This is a genomic window from Pseudomonas sp. AC247 (assembly GCF_979258015.1).
This window is the reverse complement of record NZ_OZ409829.1, coordinates 3607585-3625020: the sequence shown is the minus strand read 5'-3', so window position 1 is coordinate 3625020 and position 17436 is coordinate 3607585. Positions and strand designations below refer to the sequence as shown.

The window sequence follows — 17436 nt, the reverse complement described above, 5'->3', positions numbered from 1 at the left end:
TAGCTCATCGATAAACAAACCGCCGCCTGACCGCGGCGGTTTTTTTTAATTTATTTCACAAATGATAAACAAACGCATTCCGGTTTTATCGGTCTGTACCGTCTTACTAACGTAAGCGCGTGAAGCAACTCGCAAAAAGGGCTTTGCCGTTGGCTGGGACCACGCGGCGACACACGGATTTTTCATGCATTCCCATCACCGGCCCGCGCCTGGCGCGTGCGACTGCTGCCCGGGGAGGGGCCAGTCGATCGATTCACATGAGTGAACGATTGCGCGGCGGGTGTGCATTTTCAAGGGCGCCTGGCGGCCCGCTGGCTTTTCCACTTCGACCAATAATAGAGAGCACAATGTCCGCAATTCACGAATTGAAACCCCTGTTCAAGGCCTTGGTGATGTCCCGAACGTTGCGCTCGCGCTCCGTGATGGCGGGATTGAGCATGGCGTGCCTGTTGCCGCTCAGCGCTCAGGTGCACGCCGAGGACAAGTCTTTCAACATCGCGGCTCAATCGCTGCCCCAGGCTCTGCAAGCGTTCGGCGAGCAGAGCAACATGCAGGTCATCTACAACGCCGATGACATGGCTGGCCTGAAAAGCTTTGCGGTCAAAGGCTCCATGACGCCTCAGGCGGCGATCGGCGAATTGCTGCGTGGCACCGATGTGCGTTTCACCGTGGAAGGCAACACCCTCATGCTGGTGCGCAGTGGCACCACCAAAGGCATGGAGCTGGGTGCCACCACCATCAACGCCGCCGCAATGGGCGCCACCACCGAAGGCACCAACTCCTACACCACCGGCGCGGTGACGATTGGCAAGGGCCAGCAGAAACTCAAGGATATCCCGCAGTCGGTCAGCGTCCTGACCCGCAAGCGCATGGATGACCAGAACGTCACCAACCTGACACAAGCCGTTGAAGCCACCACCGGTCTGACGGCGCTGAAATCGCCTGGCCCGGGTATTTTCATCTACTCCCGTGGTTTCGACATCGAAGCGATCCAGTACGACGGCGTGCCGATCCCGCGTAACGTTTATGCGCTAGGTAGCTACATCACCGAAAACATGGCGATCTACGACCGCATGGAAGTGATCCGTGGCGCGGCCGGCCTGTTGCAGGGTGCCAACAGTCCCGGCGGTGCGATCAACATGGTGCGCAAGCGCGGTCAGGCGACGCCGACTGTCACCCTGACCGGCAAGGCGGGTAGCTGGGATCGCTATGCCTCGCAGGCTGACGTTGGCGGCCCGTTGAACGATGCCGGTACCATTCGCGGCCGTGCGGTAGTCAACTACGAAAAAGATCACTCGTTCACCGACTACGCCTGGAACTGGGAACAGACCGTCTACGGCGCTCTGGACTTCGATCTGGACGAAGACACTGTGCTGGGTATCGGCTTCAGCAACAAGAAGAGCCACGGTCGTCCGTACCTGCTGGGTCTGCCGCGCTACGCTGACGCCAGCAACATCAATCTGCCGCGTTCGACTTACACCGGTGCCACCTGGAACCGTTCGATGAACGACCAGACTGCCGTTTACGCTGACCTTGAACACCACTTCAACGACAGTTGGAAAATAAAGGCATCGGCCATCGCCATGAACGAATCGAACGAGGCGACCTACCAGTTTATCGCTGGCGTGGTTCCGGTCGGTGGAAGCACCGGCCCGCGTTTTTCCGACTACGCGACGGACTTCGCCAACAAAAACCGTGCGTTCGACGTGTACGTCGATGGCCAGTTTGAGGGCTTCGGTTTCAAACAGGGTCTGACCGTGGGTGCCAACTACTCCAAGTTCACCAGCGATGACAAATACGCACGCCAGTTCACCCCGGGCGTGGACGTCTTCGACATTGATCACAACCGTCCGCAAAAATCATTCGACATGATCGCTGACGCGGCCAACCTGGCCGTGAGCACCTACGATGTTCGTCAGAAAGGCATATACGGCAGCTGGAAGGTCAACCTGACCGAGCCGTTGACCCTGATCCTGGGCGCGCGCACCAGTTGGTATGACTTCTCCTTTGACCAGGACAACTACTTCGCCCGCGAACTGCAGGAAGGTGGCGAGAAGAACTCGATCACCAGCACCGGTCGTGTGACCCCTTACGTCGGCATGGTGTATGCGCTGAACGAGCAATGGTCTGCTTACGGCAGCGTTGCCGAGGTGTTCATTCCGCAAACCCAGTTGACCAAGGAAAAGACTGCGCTCAAGCCTGTCGAAGGCACCAACTATGAGCTGGGTATCAAGGGCGAACTGATGGATGGCCGCTTCAATACCTCCCTGGCATTGTTCCGTTACATCCAGAAAAACCGCGCGGTCTCCGATCTTTCCACCGATATCGAAAGTCCGGAAGCCTGTGGCGGCTGGTACTGCTCGTTGGCGTCGGGCAAGGTCCGCAGTCAGGGTCTGGAAGCGGAAATTGCCGGTGAACTGTTCGATGGCATGCAGATCTCCAGCGGCTACACCTATAACACCACCAAGTTCCTCGAAGATGCCGAGCTGAAAGGCAAGCGCTTTGCCACCGGCACACCCATGCACATGTTCCGCCTGTGGGGTGATTACACTCTGCCGGGTGACTTCAACAAAGTCAGCGTTGGTGCCGGTGTAAACGCCCAGAGCAGCACGCTCAGCTTCGACCGCAGCTTCGATCTGCCGGGCTTCGCCATCTGGGGTTCGCGCGTTGCCTACCAGGCCACCGACGAGGTCAACCTGGCGGTCAACCTGAACAACATGTTCGACAAGCGTTACATCGTTCCGGCCTTCGCCCAGATCAACAGCAACAGCTACTACGGCGACCCGCGCAACGTGATGTTCAGCGTGACGTACAAACCGCAGTTCTGATTCTCCGGCAATGAAAAACCCGGCTTGCATTGGCAGGCCGGGTTTTTTATTGCCCAGAATTTGTTGCTCCCAGGGTTCGGACTAAAGTCGTTGTTCCACTTTGTAACCGTCGAACTCAAGTTCAATGATTGCTTTTTTACCTTGTTTGGTAATGCAGGCGATTCTTAGCGGTTCTTTGATAGTTAGGGGGCTGAATAAATATTGTTCGTCGTAAAGATGGAGGTCGGCAATGATCGTGACGGTGTCGCCAACCTCAAAATTAACGGGATCGATTTTTGTGAAGATTTCAGTGTGGTTGAGAATCTTCGAGCTGGCGGATCCACCGTAAGTGCATTCAAATTCGAAGGTTGCCAATGCGGGAGTGGCTTGCCTCACAGCGAGACCGTGATATCTGGATTCTTTCTGCGTTCCTGTATCCAGATGTCTTTTTATTAGAATGGGAGCCCCGTTCTCTATATCCGTATTTGAGGACTGTTGTATTTTTGCAACGACGTTGCTGTACTTTTCTTCATGAGTACTTTTTATTTTTCTCATGGCGGCAACGTCGTAGATGCTCGTGTCATTAGTGACGACATGATGCTCGTAACACATCAGAAGCAAGTTCTGAAACGTCCGTCGCTGTGCGTTTGATCCATTTACGTTGAAACGCTGACCGCCTTCCTCTGCGGCTTCTATATGGCAAAGTTGACCGATGAAATCCCCGTTGGCGGCCATTATTCTCTTCTCGCACTCAGGGAAGGCACATTCGTTTCCGGATTTCAAATACAGTTCGCGCAGAACGCTACCCAAAGGTTGTAATCGTTTAACTTTCTCGGTCATAAAATAGTCTTGAGGTTGGATCGCCGTCACACGTAGTGCGTACGTCAGAGGAGAGGTATTTTTCTAGCGTAGCAAGGGCCTGAGGAGCTGCAAACCCTATCTTTGAGGTATTGGCTTTTAAAAAAGGAAACCCCGCCAATCCAGGATTGCCGGGGTTTTCGGTTTGCACAGAGGCTCAGCGAGCCTGGCTACTGTTCAGGAATGTTTTGATCAGGGAATCGAGCAATTCATCCTGGAAGATCATGCTGCGGTGTTCCAGTGGCACCAGGTGCGAGCAGTTCAGCTCGCCGGACTGGCTGTAGCGCTGGATCAAAGCCTGGCTGAACGCCAGTTCTTCTGCGGTTTTTTCCGGCACGGCCCACCAGCAGCTCGGTTTGACCCGCAGCGGTTTGTAGGTGAAGGTCTCGAACGCTTCTACCAGTCGGTCATGCACCGAGAACGCCTGGGCGTTCATGACTTCACTCTTGATGCTCTGCACGATGGCCAACACATCGCCCTGACCCGGCTCGATCTGACCGGCGGCCCAGTCGTAAAAATCTTTGACCGTGCCCTGCGGTGATGCTTGCAGGTAGGCGGCGGTTCGTAGCGCCAGGGTCGGGAACAGCAGGTTGAAGTAATGCACGGCGTCGAGCACTTCCTCAGTTGTGCCGCTGAGTGCTTCCTCATCGACCCGCTGGAAGCGCGGCATGTCGGCCGGAAAGGCCACCGCTGGAATGGTACCGTCGACCAGCCCCAGAAACGCCACTTCATGGCCCTGACTTTCCAGCGTGGCGGCGATGTCCATTGCCAGTGCACCGCCCAACGACCAGCCCATCAGATGGTAAGGCCCTTGTGGCTGAGTGCTGACGATTTCTCGGCTGTACGCGGCGATCATTTGCGCCCAGGTCTGTTCGTCGTTGTGCTGCTCCGAAAAGCCACGATGCATCACGCCGTAGACTTTGTTGCCTGCGTTCAGACGTTTGGCCAGCGGCTGATAACAGAACACGAAGCCACCGCTTGGGTGCAGGCAGAACAGGGCCGGCGCATCGGCAGGTGCGCTGTTGAGTTCGACCACGCATTGCGCGCTTTCGAAGTGCTGGCGGGCGATGAACGCCGACAGCTCGGCAATGGTCGGATTGGCCAGGAGCGCTTGCAGGCGCACCTCGATGTTCAGCTGAGCCTTGAGCTGGCCGATCAGCTGGATCGCCAGGATCGAATGCCCGCCGAGTTCGAAGAAGTTGTCGGTAACCCCCACGCGTTCAATGTTCAGCGACTGTTGCCAGAGTGCGACGAGGGCCTGCTCCAGCGGATTGGCCGGCGCCACGTAGGTGCGTTGCCAGAGGCTGGCGTCCGGCTCGGGCAGGGCTTTGCGGTCGAGTTTGCCATTGGCGTTGAGCGGGAAACGTTCGAGGAACAGTAAGTGGCTGGGCACCATGTAGTCGGGCAGTTGCGCGCGCAATGCAGAGATCAACCGGTCACGCAGATCCGCCGAGTCATCGGCGATGACATAGGCCACCAGTTGCAAGCCGCCAGGGCCTTCGTGGGTCAGCACGGCGCAATCCTGAACTTCAGGCTGATCGAGCAGACGGGCCTCGATTTCGCCGAGTTCAATGCGGAAACCGCGAATTTTTACCTGATGATCAATGCGTCCGACGTACTCGATGCTGCCGTCGTTGCAGTACTTCGCCAGATCACCGGTGCGGTACAGACGCCCGCCAGGAACGCTGTCGAACGGGTCGGGAATGAACCGCGTGGAGGTCAGGTCGGTGCGGTTGAGGTAACCGCGAGCGAGTCCGGCACGACCGATGTACAGCTCGCCGGTGCAACCTTTGGCGACCGGTTCGAGTGCTTCATCGAGCAAGTACCAGGACAGATCGGTGATCGGCACGCCGATCGGGCTGGCCGATTCGGTATTGAGGTCGGCCATCGACAATGGACGATAGGTCACGTGTACGGTGGTTTCGGTAATGCCGTACATGTTGACCAGTTGCGGTGCATGATCGCCAAAGCGTTCGAACCACGGGCGCAGGCTTTTCACTTCGATCGCTTCGCCGCCGAAAATCACGTAACGCAGCTGTTGCGTCAGCGTCTGGTCGGCGGAGCAGGCGACTTTCATCAACTGTTTGAACGCCGACGGCGTCTGGTTCAGCACGCTGACTTTTTCTTCGCAGAGCAGGGTGTACACGTCTTGTGGCGAACGGCTGACCGCGTGCGGCACGATCACCAGACGTCCTCCATACAGCAACGCACCGAAGATCTCCCACACCGAGAAATCGAATGCGTAGGAATGGAACAGGCTCCAGACATCGTGCTGATCGAAGCCGAACCAGCCTTCGGTGGCTTTGAACAAACGCACCACGTTGTGATGCGGCAGCAGCGCGCCCTTGGGTTTGCCGGTCGAGCCGGAGGTGTAGATCACGTACGCCAGGTTGTCCGGCTGCATGGCAACGTTTGGATTGTGTTCGGGGTGATCGGCCAGGGCCGCTTCATCATCGAGCAGCACGCAGCGCACGTGGGGCGGCAGTGGCAATTGTTCGCGCAGGTGTGCCTGAGTCAGGACCCAGTCGATGCGGCTGTCTTCGATCATGTAGGCAAGACGGTCGGCCGGGTAGGCCGGGTCCAGCGGCACGTAGGCACCGCCCGCCTTGAGAATCGCCAACAGGCCGATAAGCATCTGTGGTGAACGTTCGGCAGCGATACCCACCAGCACATCCGCGCCGACGCCGTGGGCGATCAACTGATGTGCCAGCCGGTTAGCCTGGCGATTGAGTTCGGCGTAACTGACCTGCTGCTCGCCGAAGGTCAGCGCGATGGCATCACCGGCCCGTGCCACTTGTGCTTCGATCAACTGGTGCAGGCACAACGACGGATTGATTCGGGTCTGTTGCGGGTTCCATTCGGCGAGAGTCTGCTGCTGTTCCTGCGCGTCAAGCAGTTGCAGCTCGTTCAGTTGCAGGCCAGGGGCCTGGAGCAATTGTTGCAGCAGGTTTTGCCAGTGACGACCCATGCGCTCGACGGTCGCCGGGGTGTACAGGTCGCGGCTGTATTCGAAGGTCGCGACAAGGCTTTGCGGGCTGAAATCAACGTCCAGCGACAAATCGAATTTCGCCTGGCTTTCACCGGCATCGAGAAATTGCAGGTGCAACCCGCCCCATTCCACTGCGGCCGGTTCGGCACCGCCGGTGCGCCAGTTGAGCAGCACTTGAAACAGCGGATTGAGCGATGCGGCGCTGCCGCGTTGCAACTGATCGAAGAGCAACTCCAGCGGGTAATCGGCATGCTCCAGCGTCGCCAGCGAGTGGGCGCGCAAGCTTTGCAGAAAGTCGCGCACCGGTTGTTGGCCATCAAGGTTTGCCTTGTACACCTGGCTACTGACGAAGAAACCTACCAGTTCCTGACTGTCGCTGCGATTGCGGCTGGCGTTGGGCACGCCCACGGTGAACTCGCGTTGCTGGCTGTAGCGGCTCAACAGCAGTTGCCAGGCGCCCATGACCACCACAAACGGGGTCAGCCCCTCGCGCTGGCAGAAGCTGTTCAGGGCTTGCACATCCCTCGACGCAAGGCTGAAGGAATGCCGGCCGGCGAGATGTTGCTGTCCTTCGCTGCGTGCGTGATCGGTTGGCAACTCCAGCACTGGCAGATCGCGACCCAGATACTGGCGCCAGTAATGATCGGCGCGTTTGCAGGCCACGCTGTCGAGATATTCGCCGCGTTGCCATTGTGCGTAGTCACTGTATTGGATCGGCAACTCGCTCAGCGTCGGGCTGATGCCGGCGCTGGCTTGCGCATAGGCGCGGGCCAGGTCCTGCATGAGGATAGCGTTCGACCAGGCATCGGAAACGATGTGGTGCATGTTCAGCAGCAACACATGTGTGCGTTCACCGGTCTTGATCAGAGTGGTGCGAATCAGCGGTGCGCGGCTCAGGTCGAACGGCTGCAAGGCCTGGGTCTGAACGCGTTGTTGCAGGTGCATCTCGCGCGTTTCTGCGTCGAGGCTGACGAGGTCCTGGCGCTTGAGATTCAGGCGCGTCGAGCGCTCGACCACTTGCACCGGGACGCCGTCGATTTCACGAAACGCACTGCGCAGAATGTCGTGGCGGTCGATCACCGCATTGAGCGCGTTTTCCAGCGCCTGCGGATCCAGGTCGCCGTCCAGGCGCAAGGCACGGGGCAGGTTATAGGCGGCATTCGCCGGCGCTTGTTGCTGCACCAGCCACAGACGTTGCTGGGCATACGACAACGGTGCCTGATCCAGACGGCTGCGCAGCGCAGTGGGCTGATCCGCATCCGTCGCGTCGGCATCGGCCAGCAGCAAGGCCAGCAGGTCATCATCAAGAAGTTCGTTCATGGTTTTCTCTAAACATTCGACAAGGGCAGGTGCGGCTCAGCAAGCCGCTGCCGGGACTTTTTCGCTGATGACCTGGCCGCCTTGCATGCGCACCAGTTGGTCGGCGACGTCGAAATAACGGTCGTCGTGGGAAATCACGATGATGGTCTTGCCCAGGTATTTGAGTTCCGGTAACAGCTCGGTGTAGAAAATTCGCCGGAACACCGGGTCCTGGTCGGCCGCCCATTCGTCGAACACCAGCACCGGACGCTCTTCCAGCCAAGCGTTCAGCAGCGCCAAACGCTTGCGTTGACCGGTGGACAAGTCAGTGGTGCTGAACGCGCCGTCACGGATGCTGACCTTGTGCGAGATTTCCAGGCGCTCGAGGTAACGGTTGGCGTCTTCAGGCACTTGTTGGTCGCCCTGCACCAGCTCGTCGAACAGGTAGTAGTCGGCAAAAATCGTCGTGAACAACTGACGATAGTCGTCACGATTTTCGGCGACGACCGGAGCACCGTTGAGGATGATTTCCCCGCCCTTGGGCGCATACAACCCCAGCAGCAATTTGATCAGCGTGGTCTTGCCGCCGCCGTTTTCGCCAACGATGAAAACGATTTCGCCCTGGCTGATCGACAGGTTGACCGGGCCCAGGGTGAACGGTTTGTTGTTGTCGACTGCCGGGAACGCGTAATGCACGTCGCGCAATTCCAGGTGCTCGACCACAGGCTTGGCCATCGCGGTGTCGCTGAGCAGCAGATGCGGCTCGGGCGAAGAAAATTGTTCAGCCAGGTCAGCGATACGCTTGAAGGCGATATTGGCGCGGCTGACCACCGGCAGGGTGGTGACCAGATATTCCAGCGGACCCTTCATGTACAGCAGCACCAGGACGAAACCACTGAGCACGGCTTTATCGGTGCCCAGCCAGAAAGATTGCAGGGCGAGGGCCAGGCCGATTACCACAAAGAACAGCATCGAACCGAAGGTCTTGGCCACCACGAACGTGTTGATCGAACGGATGTGCGTGTTGCAGATGTAATCCGCCGTGCCTTCGATGCGCTGGCTGAACATGCGCTGGCGACGCGGGCGATGGATGCGCAGTTCCTTGGCGCCGGCCGCGATGGCGCTGTAGTGCTTTTGCAATTCGTCTTCGGCTTCACGAGCGGCTTCAAAGCCCTTGATGCCCTTGGCCCTGGCGACATACTGCACGACGGTGCCGATAATGATCGCGACCAGCAACAGGGCGAACATCGGCACCGACAGGTAAGCCAGATAGCCCAGGCAGCCAAGGGTCACGGTGAAGGCAATCGCCAGTGGCGCGAAAGAAAACGCAAAATCGCTGACGGTGTCGACGTCGTGGGTCAACACCGGAATCAAGCGATGGCTACGGAAGCGTTCGATCTGTTCAATGGGCGCCAGCAGGACCTTTTCGCCGAGGGATTTGCGCAGGCCGGCGATGATGTGTTGGCCGACATGGTTAGTGCCGATGTCGGACAGAATCGAGCTCAGCAACGCCAGCGCGCAGAGGCCGGCAAAACTGGCGAGCACACTGAGCGAAGGGCTGCCATTGGCATTCAGGGCATCGTTGATCGTGGCCAGCAACGCCGTGACGCTGAGGCCGCCGACCATGCCGAGCATGATCGACAACATCACCACCAGCCGATAGGGCTTGAGCAGACTGAGAACTTCGCTGATGGCGCCACGGGATTTAGTGGTCATGGGGTATTCCGCTGTTGGAGGCCGCTTGCGGCGATGATTCGAAAGAGACGCAAGGCGCCGGCGGGCAGGCCGGCGCCAGGTGGATCAGAGGTCGCGGGCTACGCGAAAGCCCAGCCAGTCGCCGCGCACCTTGGGATACACCGCGTTGCGATTGCCGGAACGTGAGAACACCGGCGCTTCGCCCCAGTCGTTGCCGCGAATGCGCTGGATCTTGCAGTCGCCGGCTTGCCAGGCGCTGCCATCGCCGGGTGCGCCGACGTAGTTTTCGTTGTAGCAATCGGCCGTCCACTCATACACGTTGCCGTGCATGTCGTAGACGCCAAAGGCGTTGGCCGGAAAGCTGCCGGCCGGCGCGGTAAAGTTGTAGCCGTCAGCGGCACCATAGGTGTTGGCGTGTTTGGCGATGCTGTATTCCTTGCCCTCATCGAACGGGAAAGGGAAGGGCCCGCTGCTGCCGGCGCGCGCGGCGTATTCGCGCAGCGACTCACTGACCAGGCGGTATTGTTTGCCGGTCTTCTTCGACAGCCAGGCGACATACGCATTGACCTCGGCGAAGTCCATGCACACGGCTGGATGTTTATCGGTGTACTGCTTGCGTGGATCGCTGCCCTGGTAATCGGGAATGCCGGCCTTGCACGTGCGGCCCGGGCGATCGTCGCCATCGGGCATTTGATAGCCGGTGTCCTTCAGGTAGGCGTCCCATTGGCCCCTCAACACCTGGAAGCGGCTGATTGCCAGCGGTTTGGCAAAGGTCACCGGGTGCATCGGACCTTCATCCGGCTCGCGGCCAACTTCGTCATCCGGGGTGCCCATGGTGAAGGTACCAGTGGGCAGCACGACCATTTCCGGGCAGTCCTTGCAATCCTTGAATACTTTGCCCGGCTTGAGCGGTTCAACCGCTTGCGCAGTGCCCGGTAACACGCTGGCGAGCAAGGCCGCCAGGCCCAGCGCAGGAAGTGATTTCAGGGAAAAATTACGCAGCTCACTGTTCATCATTTCTCTCGATAACAGGTGGAAAGAGGTTCGCGGTGCTTACAACTGGGTAACGAGCACGGCCATGAAACGGTCGATTTCCTGTTCGTTGTTGAGCAGGCCCGGGGCGCTACGGATCACCGGCCCGACGTCGCGTTCGACGGCATCGGCGATCACCCGGTTTTGCATGAGGTAGGCGGCGATCTTGTCGCAGTCCCTGCCCTTGACCCGGAAGAAGGTAAAACCGGCGGACAGTTCCGGGCTCAGTGGCGTGACCAGTTCGATCTGCGGGTGTTCCTGAAGGCGTTTTTTCAGGTAGCTGTTCAAGCCGTGGATGCGCGCCTGAACGTCGGCCTTGCCCAGTTGCAGGTGCAATTTGAACGCTTCAGTCAGGGCCCAGCGGTACTCGAAAGAGTGGTAGCCGCCGGGCGTCATGGTGGTGGAAAACGCCGTTGCTTCAGAGAAGGTCGGCGTGATCGGCGTGACGTATTTGACCTCGCTGCTACGGCTGCAAACGATGCCGGTGCCACGTGGGCCGAACATCCATTTGTGTGTGCCGGCAATAAAGAAGTCGCAGTTCATCGCCGGGAAGCTCAGGTCGTCGACACCAAACCCATGCACGCCATCGACCACATAAATGATGCGGTTGTCGTCGCTGCGACCGCGGTTGTGCTTGTCGACCAGCGCGCCGATGTCGGCAATCGGCAGTTTCATGCCGCTGCCCGAATGCACCCAGCACATGCCCAGTACGCGGGTTTCAGGGCGGATGTTGCTGTCGATGGCGGCGAGGATTTCAGCTTTGGTCGCGGTCTGTGGGTCCTTGAATAAGCGAATTTTGCGCACCTTGGTCCCCTCGCGCTGGGTGCGCAGGGCAAGAATGTTGTGGGTCGCGTAATGCTCGTGATACGTGGTGAGGACTTCCTGATTCGCGCGCACATGGGCGCCGCCGTAAATCATCGTCAGGCCTTCGGTGGTGCTGCCGGTAAGGGCGATCTGTTTGGCATCGGCCTGCAGATAGCGACCGGCCCAGACGCGCACTTCTTCCTCACGTTGTTCAATGACGCCCAAGTCCCAATCCATCGCCAGCCCCGGATTCTTGTCGAGGGCCGCGCGGTGCCTCTCGATGGCCTCGCGCACCGGCTTCGGGTGCGAAGTGATCAGGAAGTTGGAGAAGTGCAGGCAGTCCGGATCCTGATCGAACAATTGGCGCAGTTGCGTCCATTTGTCGCCAGAGGCCGTTGGCGCTGCCGCGGTGGCTGGGGTGGCGGCGTAGGTCAGCCCGGAGGTCAGCGGCAGGCCGGCGGCGAGAATTCCGGCCTGTTTGAGAAACGTACGACGATCACTCATGGCTTGCTCTTGTCCTGCTGTGAAATCAGTGCGGGGCGGGCGGCTTTCTGCACCTGATCCCAGACGCGCAGGAAGTTGCCGCCCCAGAGTTTGGCGATGTCGGCTTCGGAGTAGCCGCGCGAGATCAGTTCGGCGGTGACGTTGCGAATGTCGCCGACGTTTTCCCAGCCTTTAACGCCGCCGCCTTCGTTGAAGTCGGAGCTGATACCGACATGGTCGATGCCGATCTTGCGCACGGTGTAGTCGATGGCGTCGCCGTAATCCTTGAGCGTGGCCTTGGGCTCTTCGTCGAGGATCGCGTAGAGGCGGCTGGCGTACTGGCCGAACTTGGCCTCGGGCCAGGCGGCGATGATCGGGTCGCCTGGCATCAGCGCCACGGCAAGATTGGGCAGTGGAGGCAGGTCGAAGCCCTTGCGCAACTCATTGAGCTTGTCCTGTGTGGTCTGGGTCAACGGTCGCAGGTATTGCGAGAAGCCGACAACCTGAACCACACCACCACTGTTCTTGATCAGTTGCAGCTCTTTGTCACTGAGGTTGCGCGGGATATCGACCATCGCACGGGGGGCGGAATGGGACGCTACCATCGGCGTGCGGCTCAATTGCGCGACTTGCTCCAGAGCCTTGGTCGACATTTGTGAAACGTCGATGATCACCCCCAGATCATTGAGGCGCTTTACCGCTTGTTTGCCGAGTTCTGAAAGACCGTCGAGCGCGTCCGGCGAATCATTGAAGAACGGCAATGGGCGCGACGAATCGGCCCAGTCGTTGTTGCCGATGTAGCTGAAGCCAAACATGCGCATGCCGCGCGCTGTCCACAGGTCCAGCAGGTTCAGGTCATGGCCCAGTGGATAGGCGTTGAGCATGCTGATGAAAATGGCGAACTTGCCTTCACCGTGCAGACGGCGGAAGTCGTCCGGGGTGTAGGCGATGCCCACTTGATTGGGGAAGTCGCGGACCATGCCGGAGATGATTTTGTAGCGGATTTCCTGCTGATTACGCGCCTCGTCAACGAAACCGGCGGTGGGCTTGTGCGGCGCGTTGGCGCCGTTCCACAGTTCTGGCCAGCCGAAAATCGTCAGTGCAGCGCCGGACAGTTGGCCGCGATTGGCCTTGATCAGGTCGAATTGCCCGGCACCGTCCTTGTCGGCTTCATTGCCCTGGGTACCGAAATCCTGCAGCACGGTGATGTGGCTGTCGAAAGAGAGCATCCGCTCATGCAGCTCGCGCGCCTGTTCCATGACTTTGACCGGATAACCGGGGTTGTCCCTGAACCAGTAATCCCAGGCTGCGAAGCCTGCGCCGGCGCTGATCGCCAAGGCCAGCGGCAGGCCAATCAAAAGAGCCTTTTTCGAACGTGGTTTTGTCATTGCCATCTCAGTCAGGTTCGCCGTCGAGGTGCTGGCGCAGAGGCCATTGCTATCTGGAAAGAACGAGTGATTGGCCGTGGAATTTAGGTTGCCGGGCTAAAAGATCGCCGCCTTCGACGGCACATGCCGGGGCATCTATTGCATGCAGGAGTCGGCGAAGGCGGCGATCTTTGCAAAGCCACATAAATTTACCCACCCAGCAAACGTTCTAGCTTGGATAAAGCCTGCTTCATGGCTGACACAGGTAGGGCAATGAAGATTTCTCGACGATGGTTCATGGCAGGCCTGGCGCTGACTGGCGCTGCTGTGCCTGCGGCTTATTTTGGGCATCGTGAATGGACGAAGCCGGACCCGACGATCACCCCCGGCGAAGCGTCGTTTGACGTCGCCGACGTCGCCGGACAACGTCTGGCAAACAAATTGCGCGGTGTCTGGGATATCCGTTTTGAAGGTCGTGACGCCGGTCTGGATGGACTGCCGGCGAGCGGTCTGCAGGTGTTTCTCGACATCGGCCAGAAGGGCCGTGGGGTCTGTGGTTTTCTCGATACGCCGCAACGATTGCGCTCCGGTGAAACACCGCGTTACCGAATTGTCGGCGACCTCGCCGCAGCCAATGCGGCGAAACTGAGCTGGCGCCTGATCGGTGCCAAGGGGCAGATCGACTATGAGCTGGAAATGGTCCTCGATGAGGTCTGGGCCGATTTTGGCAATGCCGGCAGCGGCACGCTGAGCGGACGCGCTTTGCGTCTCGACCGGCCCTTGGCGCTGTTGGCTCAGGACAACCGGTTTATCGCGGTCAAACGGATGTTTCCGGAAGCGCGACAGACCACGCCGCTGCACCCGACGTTGCTGGCCTGGCTGATTGCGCCCGAGCATCGGCTGTTTCACCAGGTCTGGCATGCTACCCGTGACAAGTGGCACACCCTTGATGAAGACAAGCGCAATGCCTTGCGCGGCATCGGCTGGCAACCCGGCCCACGCGACAAGGAGCGTGATGCCCGGGGTGACCGCAAGGACCGCAACGGTTCCGGTGTCGACTTCTTCTTCATGCACCGCCACATGCTCGGTACGGCGCGCTCGATGCAGGACCTGCCGTCGTGGCAATACTTTCCGCTGCCGCAGCCGGAATTGATCCGCGATCGTGTCGGTTTCGCCAATTACTTCGACAACCACGACGGAACGGCGCTGCCGCCAACCTGGCTGGCCGATGGTGATGGCGAGTACAGCCAGTGGGTCAGCGACATCAAGACCGCAGAAACCTACGAAAGCAACTTCCAGGTGTGGGAGTCGCAGTACCGCGATCCAGCCTATCTGGCCAAACTGACTCTGGGCCAGTTCGGTTCTGAAGTGGAGCTGGGCCTGCACGACTGGTTGCACATGCGCTGGGCCTCGGTGCCGCGTGATCCGTCCAACGGCCAGCCGGTGCCGTTTGCCCGCGACCCGGCGGATTTCGCTGCGCGTTGGTACGCGGCGGAAAACGACTTTCTCGGTGATCCGTTTTCATCCCACGTCAATCCGGTGTTCTGGCATTTTCACGGCTGGATCGATGACCGCATCGAAGACTGGTTTCGCGCGCACGAGCGTTTCCATCCGGGCGAAGTCACCCGCCAGGTGGTCAATGGCGTGCAATGGTTTGCACCAGGGCGCTGGAACGAGGTCGATGACCCCTGGCTGGGGCCGACTACTCACGGCTGCAGCACCACGCCGGGGTTGCAGGTGGGAAAGTCGGTGGAAATGGACCCGGAAACCATGAAGCTGGCGCTGCGCATCACCTTCATCAACGACGAGAAGAAACTCGCCGGGCTGTTTCGCCGCGTGCCGCAACGGCCATGGTATGCGCGCCATTTGAAAGCCAAAAAAACCCAGGCCTGAGTGGCGCATCAGCGTCTTTCGCGAGCACAGTTTGACCGCGTTCCTGCAGTTGAAATGCGGTTCCTGCAGGAGCGAGTCTGCTCGGGATGGCGGTGGGTCAGACGCTGAGATTTTGCATGTGCCGGCCTTATCGCGAGCAGGCTCACTCCTACAATTTGACCGTGGAATGCGATGCCCTGTGGGAGCTGGCTTGCCAGCGATGGTGCCGGCACATTCCGCATTGATGTCGCCTGACACCCGGCTATCGCTGGCAAGCCAGATCCAACAGTTTGACCGCGTTCCTGCAGTTGAAATGCGCGTCCCTGTAGGAGCGAGCCTGCTCGCGATGGCGTTGGGTCAGGCGCTGAGACTTTGCATGTGCCGGCCTCATCGCGAGCGGGCTCACTCCTACATTTTGACCGTGGAATGCGATGCCCTGTGGGAGCTGGCTTGCCAGCGATGGTGCCGGCACATTCCGCATTGATGTCGCCTGACACCCGGCTATCGCTGGCAAGCCAGCCCCCACAGTTTGACCACGTTCCTGCAGTTGAAATGCGCGTCCCTGTAGGAGCGAGCCTGCTCGCGATGACGGTGGGTCAGGCGCTGAGACTTTGCATGTGCCGGCCTCATCGCGAGCAGGCTCACTCCTACATTTTGACCGTGGAATGCGATGCCCTGTGGGAGCTGGCTTGCCAGCGATGGTGCCGGCACATTCCGCATTGATGTCGCCTGACACCCGGCTATCGCTGGCAAGCCAGCTCCCACAGTTTGACCACTTCCTGCAGTTCCCTGCAGGAGCGAGCCTGCTCGCGATGGCGGTTGGCGGGGCGGTTGTTTACAGAGTCTGCCACCCGCCACCCAAGGCTTTGTACAGGGCAATGCTTGCCTGCATCCGCGCCAGCCGCAGTTGAACATTCAGGTCCTGTGCGGCATACAGGGTGCGCTGTGTTTCCAGGACGGTCAGCAGGTCTTCGGCGCCGGCCTGGTAGCGGCTCTGGGAAATGTTGAAAGCGGTTTGTGCCTGGTTCAGTTCTTCGCTTTGCCACTGGCGTTGTTCGTCGAGGCCGCGAATGCTGTTCAGGGCTTTCTCGACATCGGCGAAGCCGTTGATGATCGCCCCGCGATAGGTTTCCAGCAGTTCTTCCTGGCGCGCCGTGGCCTTGTCGCGTTCGGCAGCCAGGCGGCCGTTGTTGAAGACTGGCGCCAGTAGCCCGGCAGTCAGGTTGTAGAATGGACTGCGCAGTAAATCATCGAACTGATTAGAGCCTGAGCCGAGTTGGGCGCTCAGGGTGACCTTGGGCAGCATCGCAGCACGCGCCACGGCCACATCGGCCTGAGCAGCAGCCAGTTGCGCTTCGGCGCGGGCGATGTCCGGGCGGCGGGTCAGCAGGTCGCTGGGTACGCCGGCAGCGATCTGCGGCCACTGCAACTGATCGAAGGTTTCCAGGCTGGCAGGCAGATCCTGAATCGACCGGCCAAGTAACGCGGCCAAAGCGATACGTGCGTCCTGCGCCTGTTGCTGCACGGTTGGCAGTTGGCGCTGTTGTGCGGCCACCAGGCTTTTCTGCTGGGCCAGTTCCAGTGCCGTGGCGGACCCGGCATTGAAGCGCGTCTGCACCAGTTGCAGGACATTCTCGGCATTGGCCAGATTGAGCCCGGCAATACGATTTTGTTCCTGCAGCGAAAGCGCCTGGGTGTAGCGATTGGCAACATCGCTGAGCAAGGTCAGCTCAACGGTGGCCTGATCGAATTGACTGGCGCGCAGGCTTTGCCGGGCGCTTTCGCGGGTTGCCGACTGGCCGCCCCAAAAGTCGATTTCGTAACTGGCGCTAAGGTTGGCATCAAAATAATCCACAGCCTTGTTGCTGCTGTCGGCATCCAATTGGCTATAGCCGCTGCCCCGCAGCAGTTTCTGGCGATTGGCATTGAGGCCGGCCGTGATCTCCGGCAATTGTGAACCGCCGGCAACCACCGTCGCGGCTCTGGCCTGACGTACACGGGCGATGGCGGCGGCGAGGTCATGGCTGCCGACTTGCGCCTGTTCAATCAGCCCGGCCAGTTGGGGGCTGGCGAAGTGGGTCCACCATTGCTGATTGTCCCGCGTCGCGTTTTGCACACTCGGCGACTGCCAGCTCGGCGGGGCGACAATGGCGCTGTCCGGGCGCGGGGCGGAGGTGCCACAGGCGCTCAACAGCAGGCAAAGGGTCAACAGGCTCAGTTGCGGTTTCAT

The 17436-nt window shown here is 59.6% G+C and carries 9 protein-coding genes; 2 read left to right on the top strand and 7 right to left on the bottom strand.

Annotated features, from left to right (window positions below; genetic code table 11):
- Positions 1-347: 347 nt before the first annotated feature.
- Positions 348-2828 carry a TonB-dependent siderophore receptor gene (locus tag ACZZ0B_RS16450; RefSeq protein ID WP_008088613.1) on the top strand — a complete coding sequence of 827 codons (2481 nt, stop codon included), beginning with the start codon at positions 348-350 and terminating at the stop codon, positions 2826-2828.
- A gap of 81 nt (positions 2829-2909) precedes the next feature.
- Here the strand turns inward: ACZZ0B_RS16450 and ACZZ0B_RS16445 are convergent, their stop codons facing one another.
- The 6 genes from ACZZ0B_RS16445 to pvdM all read right to left on the bottom strand — a co-directional run bounded on the left by ACZZ0B_RS16445 (position 2910) and on the right by pvdM (position 13355).
- Positions 2910-3647 (bottom strand): hypothetical protein, encoded by a 738-nt coding sequence (locus ACZZ0B_RS16445; RefSeq protein ID WP_052635329.1) that lies wholly within the window; start codon positions 3645-3647, stop codon positions 2910-2912.
- A gap of 175 nt (positions 3648-3822) precedes the next feature.
- Complete coding sequence (locus ACZZ0B_RS16440) at positions 3823-7974, bottom strand: amino acid adenylation domain-containing protein (RefSeq protein WP_463545783.1); 4152 nt, start codon at positions 7972-7974, stop codon at positions 3823-3825.
- 36 nt (positions 7975-8010) lie between these two features.
- Positions 8011-9669, bottom strand: a complete 1659-nt coding sequence (locus ACZZ0B_RS16435) for a cyclic peptide export ABC transporter (protein ID WP_008088617.1) — start codon at positions 9667-9669, stop codon at positions 8011-8013.
- Between the two features lie 84 nt (positions 9670-9753).
- Positions 9754-10662: a dihydropyoverdine dehydrogenase gene (gene pvdO / locus ACZZ0B_RS16430; RefSeq protein WP_008088619.1), complete on the bottom strand. Its 909-nt coding sequence runs from the start codon at positions 10660-10662 to the stop codon at positions 9754-9756.
- Positions 10663-10701: 39 nt separating this feature from the next.
- On the bottom strand, positions 10702-11988 hold the full coding sequence (gene pvdN / locus ACZZ0B_RS16425) for a pyoverdine-tailoring periplasmic protein PvdN (RefSeq protein WP_463545782.1): 1287 nt from the start codon (positions 11986-11988) through the stop codon (positions 10702-10704).
- A complete protein-coding gene (gene pvdM / locus ACZZ0B_RS16420; protein WP_008088623.1) occupies positions 11985-13355 on the bottom strand; it encodes a pyoverdine-tailoring dipeptidase-like protein PvdM in 1371 nt (456 codons plus the stop codon). The genes pvdN and pvdM overlap by 4 nt, the downstream gene beginning before the upstream one ends.
- Positions 13356-13607: 252 nt before the next feature.
- On the opposite strand from pvdM, the gene pvdP reads away from it, so the two are divergent.
- The gene (gene pvdP, locus ACZZ0B_RS16415; RefSeq protein ID WP_008088625.1) at positions 13608-15227 is read left to right on the top strand and encodes a pyoverdine maturation tyrosinase PvdP; all 1620 of its coding nucleotides are present in this window, start codon (positions 13608-13610) and stop codon (positions 15225-15227) included.
- 814 nt (positions 15228-16041) lie between these two features.
- Here pvdP and ACZZ0B_RS16410 read toward each other — a convergent pair.
- Positions 16042-17436, bottom strand: coding sequence for an efflux transporter outer membrane subunit (locus tag ACZZ0B_RS16410; RefSeq protein ID WP_463545781.1), 1395 nt, complete (start codon positions 17434-17436; stop codon positions 16042-16044).

Bases quoted from the DNA above. Each gene is read 5' to 3' on its own strand.
- ACZZ0B_RS16450 (WP_008088613.1), top strand. From the start codon at position 348: ATGTCCGCAATTCACGAATTGAAACCCCTGTTCAAGGCCTTGGTGATG.
- ACZZ0B_RS16445 (WP_052635329.1), bottom strand. From the start codon at position 3,647: ATGACCGAGAAAGTTAAACGATTACAACCTTTGGGTAGCGTTCTGCGC.
- ACZZ0B_RS16440 (WP_463545783.1), bottom strand. From the start codon at position 7,974: ATGAACGAACTTCTTGATGATGACCTGCTGGCCTTGCTGCTGGCCGAT.
- ACZZ0B_RS16435 (WP_008088617.1), bottom strand. From the start codon at position 9,669: ATGACCACTAAATCCCGTGGCGCCATCAGCGAAGTTCTCAGTCTGCTC.
- pvdO (WP_008088619.1), bottom strand. From the start codon at position 10,662: ATGAACAGTGAGCTGCGTAATTTTTCCCTGAAATCACTTCCTGCGCTG.
- pvdN (WP_463545782.1), bottom strand. From the start codon at position 11,988: ATGAGTGATCGTCGTACGTTTCTCAAACAGGCCGGAATTCTCGCCGCC.
- pvdM (WP_008088623.1), bottom strand. From the start codon at position 13,355: ATGACAAAACCACGTTCGAAAAAGGCTCTTTTGATTGGCCTGCCGCTG.
- pvdP (WP_008088625.1), top strand. From the start codon at position 13,608: ATGAAGATTTCTCGACGATGGTTCATGGCAGGCCTGGCGCTGACTGGC.
- ACZZ0B_RS16410 (WP_463545781.1), bottom strand. From the start codon at position 17,436: ATGAAACCGCAACTGAGCCTGTTGACCCTTTGCCTGCTGTTGAGCGCC.